The organism is Prochlorococcus marinus str. GP2 (genome assembly GCF_000759885.1).
GTDB lineage: Bacteria > Cyanobacteriota > Cyanobacteriia > PCC-6307 > Cyanobiaceae > Prochlorococcus_A > Prochlorococcus_A marinus_J.
Window position 1 is genome coordinate 12,664 of the sequence record NZ_JNAH01000005.1, and the last position, 16,181, is coordinate 28,844.

At 28.4% G+C, this 16,181-nt stretch carries 14 protein-coding genes; 8 read left to right on the plus strand and 6 right to left on the minus strand.

All coding sequences use genetic code 11. The features are described from left to right. Positions 1–3 precede the first annotated feature (3 nt). The 6 genes from EU91_RS03650 to EU91_RS03625 all read left to right on the plus strand — a co-directional run bounded on the left by EU91_RS03650 (position 4) and on the right by EU91_RS03625 (position 9,828). Positions 4–477, plus strand: coding sequence for a methyltransferase family protein (locus EU91_RS03650; protein ID WP_032524573.1), 474 nt, complete (start codon positions 4–6; stop codon positions 475–477). Between the two features lie 12 nt (positions 478–489). Further along, positions 490–4,116 carry a UvrD-helicase domain-containing protein gene (locus EU91_RS03645; RefSeq protein ID WP_032524574.1) on the plus strand — a complete coding sequence of 1,209 codons (3,627 nt, stop codon included), beginning with the start codon at positions 490–492 and terminating at the stop codon, positions 4,114–4,116. Between the two features lies 1 nt (position 4,117). Further along, a complete protein-coding gene (locus EU91_RS03640; RefSeq protein ID WP_032524575.1) occupies positions 4,118–5,821 on the plus strand; it encodes an AAA family ATPase in 1,704 nt (567 codons plus the stop codon). A gap of 138 nt (positions 5,822–5,959) precedes the next feature. Further along, entirely contained in the window at positions 5,960–7,741 is a 1,782-nt protein-coding gene (locus EU91_RS03635; RefSeq protein ID WP_032524576.1) for a DEAD/DEAH box helicase, read from the plus strand. 147 nt (positions 7,742–7,888) lie between these two features. Then, positions 7,889–8,044 (plus strand): hypothetical protein, encoded by a 156-nt coding sequence (locus tag EU91_RS09590; protein ID WP_241433934.1) that lies wholly within the window; start codon positions 7,889–7,891, stop codon positions 8,042–8,044. Positions 8,045–8,055: 11 nt separating this feature from the next. Continuing rightward, the gene (locus tag EU91_RS03625; protein ID WP_032524578.1) at positions 8,056–9,828 is read left to right on the plus strand and encodes an ABC transporter ATP-binding protein; all 1,773 of its coding nucleotides are present in this window, start codon (positions 8,056–8,058) and stop codon (positions 9,826–9,828) included. Positions 9,829–9,842: 14 nt separating this feature from the next. Here the strand turns inward: EU91_RS03625 and psbP are convergent, their stop codons facing one another. Next, positions 9,843–10,400 carry a photosystem II reaction center PsbP gene (gene psbP, locus EU91_RS03620; protein ID WP_032524579.1) on the minus strand — a complete coding sequence of 186 codons (558 nt, stop codon included), beginning with the start codon at positions 10,398–10,400 and terminating at the stop codon, positions 9,843–9,845. A gap of 103 nt (positions 10,401–10,503) precedes the next feature. Between psbP and recR the strand changes: the two genes are divergently transcribed. Together recR and lipA are read left to right on the plus strand one after the other, a co-directional pair. After that, entirely contained in the window at positions 10,504–11,103 is a 600-nt protein-coding gene (gene recR, locus EU91_RS03615; protein ID WP_032524580.1) for a recombination mediator RecR, read from the plus strand. Positions 11,104–11,106: 3 nt separating this feature from the next. Continuing rightward, positions 11,107–12,006: a lipoyl synthase gene (gene lipA / locus EU91_RS03610; protein WP_032524582.1), complete on the plus strand. Its 900-nt coding sequence runs from the start codon at positions 11,107–11,109 to the stop codon at positions 12,004–12,006. On the opposite strand, the gene EU91_RS03605 is transcribed toward lipA, so the two are convergent. Genes EU91_RS03605 through cdaA form a run of 5 tightly spaced genes read right to left on the minus strand, consistent with a single transcriptional unit; the run spans position 12,003 to position 16,173 of the window. Next, positions 12,003–12,503: a hypothetical protein gene (locus EU91_RS03605; protein ID WP_032524583.1), complete on the minus strand. Its 501-nt coding sequence runs from the start codon at positions 12,501–12,503 to the stop codon at positions 12,003–12,005. The genes lipA and EU91_RS03605 overlap by 4 nt on opposite strands. Positions 12,504–12,514: 11 nt before the next feature. Then, on the minus strand, positions 12,515–13,447 hold the full coding sequence (locus tag EU91_RS03600) for a rhodanese-related sulfurtransferase (RefSeq protein WP_032524584.1): 933 nt from the start codon (positions 13,445–13,447) through the stop codon (positions 12,515–12,517). After that, positions 13,444–14,451 (minus strand): biotin synthase BioB, encoded by a 1,008-nt coding sequence (gene bioB / locus EU91_RS03595; RefSeq protein ID WP_032524585.1) that lies wholly within the window; start codon positions 14,449–14,451, stop codon positions 13,444–13,446. The genes EU91_RS03600 and bioB overlap by 4 nt, the downstream gene beginning before the upstream one ends. A 6-nt stretch (positions 14,452–14,457) precedes the next feature. Then, positions 14,458–15,261 carry an isoprenyl transferase gene (locus EU91_RS03590; protein WP_032524586.1) on the minus strand — a complete coding sequence of 268 codons (804 nt, stop codon included), beginning with the start codon at positions 15,259–15,261 and terminating at the stop codon, positions 14,458–14,460. A gap of 3 nt (positions 15,262–15,264) precedes the next feature. Continuing rightward, positions 15,265–16,173: a diadenylate cyclase CdaA gene (cdaA, locus tag EU91_RS03585; RefSeq protein WP_032524587.1), complete on the minus strand. Its 909-nt coding sequence runs from the start codon at positions 16,171–16,173 to the stop codon at positions 15,265–15,267. Between the last annotated feature and the right edge of the window lie 8 nt (positions 16,174–16,181).

The following is a 16,181-nucleotide window of genomic DNA, read 5'->3' on the forward strand; positions in this document are numbered from 1 at the left end:
AAAATGTCTAAATTTCAGTTAAAAAATTTTTTTAAAGCTGCTTATGATCTAATGCTTGTTTTTTTGCAGTTTTTTATTATTAGTCTTCATTTTTTTCAATGGCAATCTCTTACACAAAAACAAATAATTCAAGCAAGTCCTTTTTCTTATTTCCTGGGAATTTTAATTATCATAATCGCTTTCATAATAATGTTAGTCTCAATTAAAGACTTAGGTAGAAATTTATCCCCTTTCCCAAGACCTACTAAAAATAGCAATCTAGTTATTACAGGTATTTATAGATTTACGCGTCATCCTATGTACTATTCTTTAATATTTATTTCCATTGGAGTTTTTATAATAAAATTATCTATTTATAATCTATTTTTGACAATAAGCTTAGCTTTAATAATTAAATTAAAGATTGTCCTGGAAGAGAAATATTTAATGAATAAATTTAAGAATTACTTACTTTATAAAAATGAGGTTAAAGTTTAATTTAATAAAAGAATGGATATTAATCAAATTAAATTAGATAATAAGTTTAAATTAGTAGAAGCAAGTGCAGGAACTGGTAAAAGTTTTACTTTGGCTCACTTAGTTTTAAGAAATGTTTTGGAGAAAAAAGTTAAACCAGATGAGATACTCTTGCTTAGTTTTACAAAAAATACTTGTTCCGAATTAAGAGATAAAATACTCTCGAGATTTCATAATTTAAAATTATATTTACAAAGTCATAATGAAGGTAAGATAGATAATACTCTTAAGGATTGGTATCTAAATTTTAAGGATAAAGATAAATCAAAGGAAAAAATAATTTCCGAAATTGATAATTTTATAAATCAATTCTATAAATTAAAAGTAACTACGTTCCATGCTTTTTGTAATAATATTATTGATGAATATAGTATTGAAATAGGTATAACTCAAGATCCATATATTGATAATAATATTGATAATTTGTATAAAGATGTAATAGATAATTTGTGGATTGATGATTTTCTGAATCTTAATCAGGAACTTATTTCAGCAGTCAACAAAAAAAAAATAAGTTCTAGATTTGGAAGTAGTATCAATAAGTCATTTTTTGTAGAAATTTTAAAAAATATAGATCAAGAAAATATCTGTAAATTTCAAATAAATAATAAATATAAAATTATTGATTTAAATAATTATTTTAATGAATTTTTTTATTTAAACTGGAACGAGTTTTGTTTTGAATGGAATAAGAAAGGTGAGGAATTATTTTTACAGCTCATAGAGTTGGGAAAATTAATTAAGGAGAGTGGTGGAAAAAGTCAAATATATGCAGCAAAACCAAGAAATGATAAGTTTAATCAAATAAATTGTTGGATTGAAGAGATTAACAAAAGGCTTAATTCTAAAAATGTCGTTGATTTTATATATGATATTTCTAAGGATGATCTTCTATCTAAATATTTTTACATTGAAAATATATCTAAAGAAATTAATAAACATAATCTAAAATTAGATTTTACTAAATTTAATTTATTGCAAGATAAAATTTATAAAATAAAAGAAGGTTTTTTTAATGAATTTGTAAGAATATTTACCCAATTAGCTTATATAAAATTAATTGAATTAAAGAAAAGTTTTTCTATTTTCAACTTCAATGATCTTATAAAGACTGTAGAAAATACATTTGTAGATTCGGAAATTAGTAATAGTAATACTCTATCTAAAATTCAAAAAAGATTTAAATGTGCCTTAGTTGATGAGTTTCAAGATACAGATATTACTCAGTGGAATTTAATAAAAAAGTTCTTTAATACAAAAAATCATTTTTTACTTTGCGTAGGTGATCCGAAACAAGCTATTTATAAATTTAGAGGTGGAGATATTGAAACTTACTTAGATGCTAGATCTAATGCAATCGAAGTTTTTCGTCTTACAGATAACTATAGATCGTCAATAAAGTTAATCGATGTTCTTAATAAGCTTTATAAGAATGGACTTAAACAATCAAAACTAAACTATACTAAATTAACCTCAAAAATCAATGGAAATATTAAGCCTGAATTTAAATTTAAGGATGTATTTGAAATTGTAGAATTTTCAAAAAAAGAGACTGATATAGAGGATCTTGTAACTCATTATATAGTTAACTTTATTTTAAATAATAAAGAAATAGATATTAATAAAATTGCGATTCTTACATTAAATAATGCGCAATGCATAGATTTTAAAAAAAAATTAAATCAGTTTAACCTCCCATGCAAAATTCAAAATAAACAAAATATTTTTGATACAGAAGCAAGTTCTCTATTATTTTTATTCATTGAATGTTTATCAAATCCGAGGTCTTTAAAAAATATAACTTTGCTTGCTACTTCAAAGTTTATAGAAATAAAATTAGAAGATTTACTTGATCATGGAATTAGTAATAATTTAGAAATTTTAATTAATAAATGCATTACTTGGTCCCAAGAACTAAGAGAAAAAGGTTTTTTAAACATTGTTAATGAACTAATTATAAATTATAAGTCTTCCTCGATTATTCAAGATTCAGATTTAAATTCAAATTTATTTCAACTTTCAGAAATTGTTGAAATAGAATTAATGAATAATGATTTTGATCTCAATATAGTCTTCAACTGGTATAAAAATCAGTTAGATCATATTTTAAGAATTTCTACTGGAGAAGATTTTTTGACGAAAGATTATAATCTTCAAAATGGAATAAATCTTTCTACCATACATAGTAGTAAGGGCCTCGAATTTGAAGTAGTCTTATGTCCATATCTCTCAATTATTTCAAATAAGTCAAATAAAATTAAAGGACCTCTTTGGAAATCAAATATTGATAGAAATATATACGTTAATATTTCTAATAATTACGCGAAGGTTGAAAAATTTAAATTAATAGAAGAAGAAGATTTATTTAAAGAGAGTGAAAGGTTAATTTATGTAGCACTTACAAGGAGCAAATATAAACTTATTGTTTTTAATGATTTAGAGGATACAAATAATATTTTAAATAATGATTTACTTAATAATTTGGAAAATATCAATATTTATAAGTCTAATCCTGAAGTAAGGATAGAAAAAGAGAAAATAAAAGAGATTTTTTCTAAGTTCCAAACCACCCGATTGAATAATAACCTTTGGAAAATCGATAAAGCTAATAAAAAAATATCTAATGTTTTTAATTCTGATCAATTTATTTCTTATTCAAGTTATTCTTCTTGGATACGTAAAGATAAAAATATTGATCCAGTTATTAATCAATATAAGGATTATGAAGATAATATATCAATTATCAAAGATTCTAATTTTAAGAATTCAAAGAATTATCCTAATTATTTTTCTGATCCAAATCCCTTAAGTGAATTTCCAAAAGGAACTATTGCTGGTACTTGCCTGCACAAAATAATAGAAAGATTTGAATTTAGAAACGATAATAATCAAGAATTAATTGATTTAATTATTGAGGAATTGAACTTTCATCAAATCGATACTTCTTTGGCTTTTAATGTAAAAGATGCGATTTTAAGAATCATAAATATATCTTTAGGAAGAGAATTACAAAATAAGAAACTAGTTGATATTCCAAATGAATACTTAATTAAGGAACTCAAATATGATTTAACCCTATCTTATGAAGGTAGAAATATTAATTCTAATGATATATCAAATTGCTTTTTTTTAGATCAGGAATATGAATTTGGTGAAGAATATGCAAATAAAATAAATGATCTTCTAATAATGAATAAAGGCTTTCATTCAGGATGTATTGATTGTATTTTCCCTGTAGGAAATAAATTAGAAGATAGTAAATGGTGGGTAATTGATTGGAAAAGTAATTTGATTTCTGGTAGTGATAATAGTGATTGTTTACCAAGGAACTATAACTATGAAAACATGAGAAATGAAATGATTAAACATCATTATCCATTGCAATCTCATCTTTATTTATTAGCATTGCATAGATTATTAAAGTGGAGACTTAAAAATTATCAACCACATAAACATCTAGGAGGATATATTTATTTATTTTTAAAGGGATTGCCAGATTTTGAATTATTTGAAAAATCTAAGTCTGAAGATATATCTCCAGGTATTTTTATTAGTAAAGCACCTTTAAAAAGAATTAATTATTTAGATAACCTTTTTTAGAATGACTAAAACTACTACAGATATTCAAAAGTTCCAATACGATCATATATTTAATTTAATCTTAGGTATTTTCAAATTTAACGAAAAAAAATATGGAAATTTCGTAAAAGATGTAATAAGAATTTTATTAGAGTTTGAAAAAAATGGTGAAACTATTATTGATGTTGATAATAGTTTAATAATCTTTGAATTATTAGAAGATGGCTGGCCCAATAAACATATAGATGTTTTAAAAAATATAGATTTGATTGGTTCCCTTTATTCTCCATTCGTATTAGTAGATAGAAAATTATCCTTATCAAAATGGTCAAAAAAGATAGAAAGAGTTGTTAATTCCTTTCTAAAAAAAATAGATACCGATAATTTAATAAACTCAATAATTTATAAAAGTGATAATAAAATTGATCAAATTAAAAATATATTTAAATATTCAAACTTAGTTTTCCTTCAAGGAGGACCAGGTACAGGTAAAACCACTTTAATAATAAAGTTAATATTAGAACTCCTTCAAATTGATAACTTTTTAAATATTGGTTTGTCTGCTCCAACGGGTAAAGCTACAGCTCGTTTAAAAGAAGCTCTTAATGATAAAAAAAATATTTCCTCTAGCAAATTTTTAGACCAAATAGAATTTCAAACTTTACATAGATGGATTTTAAATTCTCAAAATAAATCTCTTAAGTTGAAATTTAAACTAAAAGAGCTTGATATTTTCATAATTGATGAAATGTCGATGGTTAATATCGATTTGATTGAATCAGTTTTAAATTTGCTAGCAAAGGACTGTAAAATTATTTTAGTTGGAGATAAAAATCAATTGTCTCCTATAAATAACTGTTCTATATGGAATTATTTGTTTGAATATTCCGATAATAGTTTAATTAAATCTTGTGTAGTAAATTTAGAAAAAACTTATAGAAATATTGGAGATATAGCATTAATTAGTAGTTTAATATTTAATAATGATTTTTCTTTACTTAATCAAAAGATAAAAAAATTAGAAAAAGATAATAATTCAAAAGAAATTACTATTTCAAAGAGTAGAAAAAAAGAAATTCCAAAAGATCTATTATTTTCGATTACAAGTCATCTAAAACAGTTAAATATTTCAACTTCAAATTTAAGTAAAAAAAAATATATATTTGATGAGAGTATTGATAATTTATTGCTTAATGAAAAAGATTTAGTAGATAAAATATTTCTGGATTTACAAAGTCACTTGATTTTATGCGAAAAAAATTCAGGAATATGGAGTGTTGAATATTTGAATGAAATTGTTTTTGGTCAAAAAAAACCCTATGATCTTAAAACTCTTAAAGAGGGTGTTCCAATAATGTGTACGAAAAATAATAATGAACTTGGATTGTCAAATGGGGATATCGGAGTACTTATAGGTTTAAAAAATAAAAGAAAATATCTTTTTAGAAAATTTAATGATAATAACGAAGAAATTGTCGCATTAATTGATCCATCTAATTTAGAAAATGTTGTACCAGCAATAGCCATTACTATTCATAAATCTCAAGGAAGTGAATCAGAAAAAGTAAATATTTTGTGGTCCCAAAATTATAGAAGGAATCAATATGCTGTAAAAGAAAAAAAAGATAATCAAAATATCTTTTGCAGAGATAATTTTGAAAGAAGGTTATTTTATACTGCTGTTACAAGAGCGAAAAAATCTTTAAATATATATTATTTAAATTAAATTTTATTTTTGAGAAATTAGTAATATCTTAACCCCAAGATGTTAGATTAATATTTCGGCTCTGTAAGGCTAATCAACAATTTAAGTAAATTTAGATATTTGTTGAGTGCCTAATCAGAAGATTATTAGGCATTTAAAATGGCTTTAAAAAAAGATAGTAACTCTCTTGGTAGTGAGCAGGAAAAGTCTCAGAATCAAGATTCTTCCCCACTAGAGTTAAAGAACTTAGATAATAAAAAAGAAATTGAATCTCAACTATTGGATGTAACGAAAGGAGATGATAATGAGAATGGATTTATCGATTTTGGGTTTAATCAATCGATCTTAAACTCATTAATAAATAAAGGATATAAAAATCCAACTCCCATCCAAAAAGCTGCAATTCCCGAACTAATGTTAGGCAGGGATTTACTGGGCCAAGCACAAACAGGAACAGGAAAGACTGCAGCTTTCGCATTACCATTAATAGAAAAACTTACAGATAATAAAGAATTAAATGCCAAGGTTTTAGTTATGACTCCTACAAGAGAATTAGCTACTCAAGTGGCAGAATCTTTTAAAAGTTATAGTTCTGAATCTAGTAATTTTAAGACGGTTGCAATATATGGAGGTACCGACTATCGAAATCAAATTTCTGCATTAAAAAGAAAAGTTGACGTAGTAGTTGGTACCCCAGGCCGAATAATGGATCATATAAGGCAGGGGACTTTTAAAATTAAAGATATAAATTGTCTTGTGTTAGATGAGGCAGATGAAATGTTAAATATGGGTTTTCTTGAAGATATTGAATGGATAATAGATCAACTTCCTGAAAATAAGCAGATGGTATTGTTTTCAGCAACTATGCCTAGTGAGATAAGAAATATAGCAAAAAAATATTTAAATGATCCCGCCGAAATATTAATCAAAAGTGTAAAAAAAGAAACTCAATTAATTTCGCAAAAATTTCTATATGTACAAAGGCATCATAAGCTAGATGCTTTAAAAAGAATACTAGAACTTAATAACGAGGGAGTAATTATTTTTGTAAGGACAAAACTACTTACCACTTCAATAGCTGAAGCTTTAGAGAATTCAGGACATACTGTGGCAGTACTTAATGGAGATATACCGCAAAATCAAAGAGAAAATACTGTAGATAGATTGAAAAAAGGATTTATTAATATCCTTGTTGCAACTGATGTCGCAGCTAGAGGATTAGATGTTGAGAGGATAAAACTTGTCGTTAATTACGATTTTCCTTTTGATAAGGAAACATATACTCATAGAATTGGAAGAACTGGAAGGGCAGGCAGATCAGGAGAAGCAATTTTATTTGTTAATCAAAGAGAAAAACATTTTCTAAGAAACTTAGAAAACTCAACAAGAACCAAGATTGAAGAAATTAATATACCAAGTAATAAAATAATAAATGAAAAAAGGATGGAGAAACTTATAGATAGTGTTAATGAGAGTTCTTTAGCTAAAGATGAAAATGAAGAAAATAAAGCTTTGATTATTGATTTACTAGATAATTTAAAAGAAAAATACTCTATGGATGACTCAAATATTGCAATGGCGGCGATTAATTTAGTAATAGGTAATAAATCATTTTTTGTTAATGAAGATGATTCTTGGATTAATAAACAAAATAATACTGATCGAAATAGATCAAATAGAAATAGTAATAATCGTATGAGAAATTCAAATAGAAGAAATAATTATCAAAATGATTCTTTTGAAACCTACAAATTTAACTTTGGTAAATTTGATGGAGTTAGAGTTGCAAATATTATATCCTCAATTTGTAATTCAACTAATATAAATGGTAGATCCATAGGTAAGATACAGATTTTTAATGATTACAGTTTGGTAGATTTACCCAGAGATCTGCATAGAGAAACTAAAAATAAATTAAAAAAAATTAAAGTCAGAAACTAGTGATAGATAATGAAAGCTAGCAAATATAATTTCTTTATTTTTGTCAATCTGATAATACTATTCAACTCCTTTAATAGTTATTATTTAGCTCAAACGAAACAAAATTCAATCATAAAATTATTTTGTCTTCAGAGTGTCAAAGAGGAGATGATGAAAGCAGAAATGGTTTATAGTGAAGAAATTGCAAACGAAACTTGTGATTGTTACTACGAAGAATTTATGCAAACTGCAAGTCATCAAGATGCAAAAACAAAATGTCAATTAGAAACTAAAGAAAATTTAAATCATAATAAAAGAATTTAATTGTAAATTTAATGAAGTCTAAGAACAATCAAAATCCAATAATTAGACTTTATTTAAATCTGATTGAGGAGAGAAGGGTACTATTTTTTGCTTTTCTTAGTTCCATAATTAATAAAATATTAGATTTAGCTCCCCCTGTAATAATTGGTCTTGCAGTGGATATCGTTGTTAAGGAGCAGAATTCATGGATTGCTGGTTTTGGAATAAAAGAGGTTCCAGCACAATTGATTTTTCTTGCATTTGCTTCAGGAATAGTTTGGTCTGGTGAATCATCCTTTGAATATTTATATTCGATTTTATGGAGAAATTTGGCTCAGCTATCGCAACATAAATTAAGAATAAAAGCTTATGAGCATATCCAGGAATTAGATATGGATTTTTTTGAAAATGATAATACTGGAAGGCTATTATCTATTTTGAATGATGATATAAATCAACTCGAGAGATTTCTAGACCAAGGGGCTAATCAGATTATTCAGTTATTTATAACTGTCTTAATAATTGGGGGCACTATGATTTTTGTCGCTCCAAAAATCGCTTTATTTGCCTTCTTTCCTATTCCAATTATATTTTTAGGATCAATTAAGTTTCAAAGGAAGCTTGCTCCAAAATACAGAGATGTTAGAAATAAAGCTGGATTGTTGGCATCAAGGCTTAATAACAATTTAAGTGGAATTCTAACCATAAAAAGTTTTACTAAAGAAAAATGGGAACTAAATAGATTAAATAAAGAAAGTCTCGATTATCAAAGAAGTAATAAGGCTGCAATAAAATTCTCTTCTGCTTTTATCCCTCTTATAAGATTTGCAATTTTATTTGCTTTTATAGCGATTCTATTAATTGGAGGTTTCCAAACTTGGAATAAGACACTTGATGTAGGTACTTATAGTTTTTTAGTGTTTATTACACAAAGACTATTATGGCCTTTAACTACTTTGGGGCATGTTTTAGATGATTTTCAGAGATCTATGGCTTCAATAGATAGAGTAATTGATCTCATAGATACCCCTATAAAAATAAAAGATGGAAAAATAAAAATTGAACCTAAAGATATCAAAGGAGAAATTATTTTTAATAATGTAAATTTTAATTATCCTGGACGAGATTTAACTTTAAAAAAAATAAATTTCAAAATTGAAAATAACTCAACATTAGGAATTGTTGGATTAACAGGTTCTGGGAAAAGTACAATAATAAAACTACTTCTTAGAATTTATGACAGTAATAATGGGTCAATAACCTTGGATGGGGTTTCTATTAAAGAAATAAATTTGAGGGATTTAAGAAAGTGTATCTCTTTAGTAAGTCAAGAAACTTATTTATTTCATGGCAGTGTACAAGAAAATATTGCTTATGGCTCAATCAACCCAAGTCTTAAAGATATTATTAAAGCTTCAAAGATTGCGGAAGCTCATAAATTTATTGCGCAATTACCAGATGGTTATAAAACTATAGTGGGCGAAAGGGGCCAAAGGCTATCAGGCGGGCAACGTCAAAGAATTGCCTTGGCGAGAGCTGTTTTAAAGGATGCTCCAATATTAATATTAGATGAAGCTACAGCTTCAGTTGATAATGAAACAGAGGCTTTAATTCAAAAATCGTTATCTAAAATCACAAAAGAAAGAACAACTATAGTAATAGCTCATAGATTAAGCACTATAAAAAATGCGGATAATATTGTAGTTATTGATAAAGGTAAAATAGTTGAAAGCGGAAAACATGAAAAACTATTAGATCAGAACAAAATATATGCTGATTTATGGAATGTTCAAGTAGGAATCTAGTATGAATTTCTAATCTATATTAAGAAGTTAAATGATTCAATTACGTTACTAAACATACCGTCAACTTTATTCCACCTTTCTTCATTTGTTCCCACAGCGAAAGTGTAAAGTGTTCCTCTATCAATTACGACAGTAGCTAATTCATGTCTTGCCTGTTCATTTAAATTTAATTCATACTCTAAATCATAGAAAATATGATTGGATGCCTCCCTCTTATTGGCATTTATAAGTTTTACCTCTCTACCTGAACCTTCGGGAGCAATGACTTTATCAATTAATGTTTGACCTACTTCACTTGGGCTACCTAATTGCTCTAATTGAACCTCTTTATTGACATCAGAAATAACTAAACTTAAGGTCTCATTACTATTTATTAAATCATGATAAATAATTTCAGGTCCTCCATCGACTTTTACTCTAGTCCATCCTGTTGGATACAAAAAGGCATATCTACCATCTGGACTTTGATAAGCTTCTAATCCCGCATTCAGTCCGCCACTACAAGCACTCAGTGTTAAGCACAAAAAAACCAATAATAAATATTTGAAAGGGTTAAATTTAATATTTTTCATTTTGTTTGAAATTACTAATTAAAAACATAATAAGACATTAAAAGCAAACAATTATGGCAATTCGGAATTTTGCGTCTAAATTATCTCTAGAAATAGTTTAATTTTGATTACTTATACCAAACCACTTTCAAAATTAATCGGTCATTTTGAGAAATTCCCAGGGATTGGTCCAAGAACAGCGCAACGATTAGCCCTGTTTATTTTAAAACAACCTGAAAGCACAATAAGGGATTTTTCAAAGGCTCTCTTAGAAGCACATAGTAATGTTGGCCGTTGCAAAAAATGTTTCAATTTGACTTCAGAAGATGAATGCGAAATTTGTAGAAATACTGAAAGAAATCAAAAATTAATCTGTGTAGTAGCAGAAACTAAAGATTTGCTTGCTTTGGAGCGCGCCAGAGAATTTAAAGGTGTTTACCATGTTATTGGTGGTTTAATATCCCCAATGGATTCTGTTGGCCCCGAACTCTTAGAAATAAGAAGCTTGGTAGAAAGAGTTAGTAAGTCTGAAATAGATGAGATCATATTGGCATTGACCCCAAGTGTTGAGGGAGATACAACAAGTCTTTATATTGGGAAATTGTTAGCCCCTTTTACTAAAGTTACGAGGATTGCATATGGGCTCCCAATGGGCAGTGAACTTGAATATGTGGATGAAGTTACACTCGCAAGGGCCTTAGAAGGCAGAACAAAACTAAATTAGATAATGAGAGACAATAATCTTATCAAGAAAGAAAAAATCTTAAGACTTCCTTCTTGGATTAAATTTCCTATCAGTAAAGCTTCCGAATTCGAAAAAATACAAACACTCATCAAAAAATCAAATATTCATACTATTTGTGAAGAAGCAAGATGCCCAAATAGAGCAGAATGTTATGCCTCAGGAACAGCCACCTTCTTACTGGGTGGATCGATATGTTCTCGTTCATGTGCTTTTTGTCAGGTAAATAAAGGTAGACCTAGTTCTATCAATATTGATGAATTTACTCAAGTAGCTGAAGCTGTGAAAGTACTAAATTTGAAATATGTTGTTTTGACATCTGTAGCTAGAGACGATCTCCCTGATCATGGTGCAAATTTATTTATTTCTACAATTGATGAGATTAGAAAAATTGATTCAACAATTAAAATTGAAGTTTTAACTCCTGATTTATGGGGTGGAGGCAAAAATCTTGATGAAACAAATAACCTTCAGATAGAGAGATTGAAGATGATTTTAGAAAAAGATCCAATATGCTTTAACCATAATCTTGAAACTGTTGAAAGACTGCAAAAAGAAGTTAGGAGGGGTGCAAATTACAAAAAATCCCTTAGGTTACTAAAAAAGGCAAAGGATATTGCTCCTCATATTCAAACTAAATCAGGAATTATGTTAGGACTTGGGGAAACATTGGATGAAATAAAAAATACAATTTATGATCTTAAAAAAATAGATTGTGATCAAATTACAATTGGCCAATATTTAAGGCCCTCATTCGATCATTTGGCAGTTAAGAAATATTGGGATCCATCAGAGTTTGAATATTTATATCGCTTCTCTAAGGAATTAGGATTCAAAAGAGTATCTTCTGGCCCTTTAGTTAGAAGTAGTTATCACGCGGGTTAACTTTCTTCAATTAAAGAGAGTTTCTTTTCTAGTCTTTTCAATATTGAAATACATTCCCCGTTCATAAGTGTACCTGCACCTCCCCAAACCAATCTTAATAAAAGATCTACTGGGCTAGAACCAACTTCTTTGACAATTTTGAATCCTATTAATTTGAAATATCTTACAAGTTTTTTACTATATCCTTCACTATCAAAAATAGCTAAAAGTCTTACTTTGTTGCTTGATTTTTTTTCAATTGCCCAAGCCATAGTTGTTGCCCATATTAATTCCGAAACAAAAGCAGGAGCTTTATTAAGGATTCTTAATGTATCAAGCTGAATACCTTGTTTATTTAAATAAGTCCAACCTTTCATTTCGGCCCAAATCTTAATTACGTTATCTTTCTGTTCTGCAATCACGATTCTAAAGAAACATAATCCGATAGTTTCTCTAACTTGAATTTTAATTAATAATCCAATGGATCCAGCAAATTTTTCTAATTCTTCAACTTTCATGATTTTGAAAATTAGTCCTTATAGATTTTATTATTTTCCACTTTTGATCTATCGATTTGTTTTTGTCTTTCTTCAAACCTTTTCCTATCGTCATCACTGAATTGATCTATGCATAAATGACATTGAATACCTTCTCTATATTCTTTTCTTTTTTGATCTTGAATTGAAACTGGCATTCCACATGCATGACAAATGGAGTAGGAGCCTTTTTCTAATTGTTGATCTAAAGCAACTCTTTTATCAAAAACAAAACATTCACCTTCAAATAAGTTTTCTTCTTCTGATATATCATCAAGGTATTGAAGGATGCCCCCTTTTAGGTGATAAATATTTTTATAACCTTTTTTTTTCAGCAAACTTGTAGCTTTTTCACATCTGATACCTCCGGTACAAAACATTGCTATATTTGCAGAATCTTTATTTTCTAAATGACTATCTAAATGATCATCTACCCATCTGGGGAATTCGCTAAAATTTCTCGTATTTGGGTTTATGGAATTCTGAAATGTTCCTATAGAAACCTCATAATGATTTCTAGTATCAATGACTATTGTATTTTGGTTTTTAATTAACTCATTCCAATTAGCTTTGTCAATATAAGTACCATTATCTTGTGCAGGGTTTATTTCATCAATACCCATGGTAACTATTTCTTTCTTGATTTTTATTTTTAATTTTTTGAAGACTTTCTTTTTTGAAAAGTTTACTTTTATATTCAAATTTCTATTATCTGTATATTTGTTAAGTAAGTTGATAACAATATCGATTAGATCTTCATCAGCACAAATAGTTCCATTAATACCCTCACTAGCAAAAATTAATAAACCTGAAAGATCGTTTTCATTTTCGATTTCTAATAATTTTTTTTTGAGATCAAAAATTAAGTTTTCTTGAAATGGGAAGAAAGAATAAAGTGAAACTATTTTATAATTTTTGCCTTTCATAAAGAGGATAATGTTTTCTCACAAGTTTCAAAATTTTTATTAAATGATACTCCAACTTCTTGAAGAAGTTTTCTGTCCGATTGAAAAGATGGATTTGAAGTTGTGAGTAACTCATCTCCGTAAAAAATTGAATTTGCACCGCATTGAAAACATAAAATTTGAGCTTCTTTTGAGAGCTTTTCTCTTCCTGCACTTAATCTTATTTTACTTTTAGGCATAAGAATTCTGGCTGTAGCTATCATTCTTATCATCTCAATAGAATCAATCGCTTTATTATTTTCTAAACCAGTACCTTCTATAGCAACTAATGAATTTATAGGAACACTTTCAGGGTGTGGATTCATGTTCGACAGCACTTCTAAAAGAGATGCTCTATCTCCATTGGTTTCACCCAAACCTATTATTCCTCCACAACAAACATTTATTCCTGCATTTCTTACTCTTTTGATGGTATCTAATCTGTCTTGATAAGTTCTAGTGGTAATAATATTTTTATAATGTTCAGGGCTAGTATCAAGGTTGTGATTGTAGGCTGTTAAACCAGCTTCAGCTAGTCTAGATGCCTGTTCTTCAGTTAGCATTCCTGCAGTTACGCATGCTTCCATTCCAAGGTCTCTTACCCCTTTGACCATCTTCAACATTGAGTTAAATGATTCCCCGTCTCTGATTTCTCTCCAAGCCCACCCCATGCAGAATCTATCAGCGCCCTCTTTTTTTGCGATTTTAGCTCTTTCTAGAACTTCTTTGACTTCAAATTGTGGATGACTTTTGATTTGGCTGGCACTATAAATCGATTGGCTGCAGTATGAGCAATCTTCTTGGCAACCGCCAGTTTTCACACTATAAAGTGATGCAAGTTGTACACTATAAACATTGAATTCTCTGTGAATTTTTTGCGATTCCCACATTAGATCTATCAAAGGCATTTTTAATATTTCCGAAATTTCTTCTTTTTGCCAATCAAATCTAATTTCGCTAGACATATTAATCTTCGATTTAATCATATTTATTTAGGAAGAGCAGTAAGAACCTTTAAAAGATTTATTTGGTAATGATTCTATACCGCCGAAACGTCGATTTCTTGATTGGTAATCAATTATTGCTTTAAGAAATTCGTTCTCATTAAAATCAGGCCATAGGACTTCAGATATATAAATTTCAGAATAAGCTAATTGCCATAAAAGAAAATTACTTATTCTTTTTTCTCCGCTAGTTCTAATCAATAATTCAGGGTCCTTGATCCCCTGGGTTAGGAGTTCTGAATTAAATAATTCTTCATTAACTTCATTGGGCTTTATCTCGCCAGAAATAGATTTTATTGCTAACTTTTTAGCAACTTTTACTATTTCTTGTCTACCACCATAATTTACACAAACATTTAATGCAAAATCTTCATTATCTTTAGTGAGATCTTCAGACCTATTAAGTACTGTTTTTAAAGAATCTGGGAAAGGGGTTAAATCACCTATAAATTTTATTTTAATTGATTCTTGATGGATCTCTTCAATTTCATTTCTCAAAACTTCGCCAAATAGATTTATTAGGAATTCAACTTCTTTTTTGGGTCTCGACCAATTTTCAGTTGAAAAAGCATAAACAGTAAGTACTTTACAACCTAATTTCTTTGATGATTTGATAATTTCCTTTAATACAGTTACTCCTTTGTTATGTCCAAACGTTCGAGGCAACCCTTTTTTTGTGGCCCATCTCCCGTTTCCATCCATAATTATTGCTACATGTTCTGGGATTTTTTTCTTATCTATTAGCTTGGATAAGTCGTTTTTTTTCTTATCGATTACTTTTTCCAAACTCATTGTTCAGTCCTTTCTGTTAATTAAGCCTTCTGATTTATTAGACTCTTTTTTATTGATACCACTGATAATATTATCACTTGAGTTTATCTCTTGGGATGGAGCAGTTTTATTTAAAGATGATTTATTTGTTACCATAGAGTTTTTATTTCCGATTGAATTTACAAGCAATTCTTGTAACCTGCTGCTTGTAATTGGCCTCTCAATTTTTCCCTGGCTCGCTAATGATAACGTACCTGTCTCTTCAGAAACAACAATGCAAATACATCTATCAAATCTTTCTGTGATTCCTAATGCAGCTAAGTGTCTTGTGCCATATCTACTAATTCCTTGCCTCGAGAGAGGAAGTATTACACCAGCGGATATTATTTTGTTACCTTTTACAAGAACTGCTCCATCATGTAATGGAGTATCTGTTGCAAAAAGATTTATTAAAAGGTCAGTTGATAATTGTGCTTCAATATTTGTACCTGAATATAAAAAATCTTCTGGCCTTAAATCACTTCCTAAATCAACAACGATTAAAGCACCTCTCCTATTTTGAGATAGTTTACCTGCAGTATCAACTAATTGAGTAATAGTTGTTGATGTTGCTCTAAATTCCTTTGGTTGATTCCCTAGTAATACAGCTAACCTCCCAGTGCCTAATAATTCCATTAATCTTCTTAGTTCCCCTTGCCAAAGGATCGCTAAGGATAGCGAGCAAGCAAGAACTACAGCATCAATTAATTTTGACGTTAAAGGGAGATATGCAAATCTTTGAATAAACCATGCAGTTGAAACTAAAAATAAATATCCCCTTAAAAGCCAGAGTGTTCTTTGTTCTTTTACTCTAGAAAATAATAAAAGTCCGAAACCGATAGCAAATAAGACATCCAATAAAAGCTTTAAATTTATAATCCCCCAGAAATTCACATTAAAAA

Coding starts and splice junctions, on each gene's coding strand:
- EU91_RS03650 (WP_032524573.1), top strand. CDS start 4: ATGTCTAAATTTCAGTTAAAAAATTTTTTTAAAGCTGCTTATGATCTA.
- EU91_RS03645 (WP_032524574.1), top strand. CDS start 490: ATGGATATTAATCAAATTAAATTAGATAATAAGTTTAAATTAGTAGAA.
- EU91_RS03640 (WP_032524575.1), top strand. CDS start 4,118: ATGACTAAAACTACTACAGATATTCAAAAGTTCCAATACGATCATATA.
- EU91_RS03635 (WP_032524576.1), top strand. CDS start 5,960: ATGGCTTTAAAAAAAGATAGTAACTCTCTTGGTAGTGAGCAGGAAAAG.
- EU91_RS09590 (WP_241433934.1), top strand. CDS start 7,889: ATGATGAAAGCAGAAATGGTTTATAGTGAAGAAATTGCAAACGAAACT.
- EU91_RS03625 (WP_032524578.1), top strand. CDS start 8,056: ATGAAGTCTAAGAACAATCAAAATCCAATAATTAGACTTTATTTAAAT.
- psbP (WP_032524579.1), bottom strand. CDS start 10,400: ATGAAAAATATTAAATTTAACCCTTTCAAATATTTATTATTGGTTTTT.
- lipA (WP_032524582.1), top strand. CDS start 11,107: ATGAGAGACAATAATCTTATCAAGAAAGAAAAAATCTTAAGACTTCCT.
- EU91_RS03605 (WP_032524583.1), bottom strand. CDS start 12,503: ATGAAAGTTGAAGAATTAGAAAAATTTGCTGGATCCATTGGATTATTA.
- EU91_RS03600 (WP_032524584.1), bottom strand. CDS start 13,447: ATGAAAGGCAAAAATTATAAAATAGTTTCACTTTATTCTTTCTTCCCA.
- bioB (WP_032524585.1), bottom strand. CDS start 14,451: ATGATTAAATCGAAGATTAATATGTCTAGCGAAATTAGATTTGATTGG.
- EU91_RS03590 (WP_032524586.1), bottom strand. CDS start 15,261: ATGAGTTTGGAAAAAGTAATCGATAAGAAAAAAAACGACTTATCCAAG.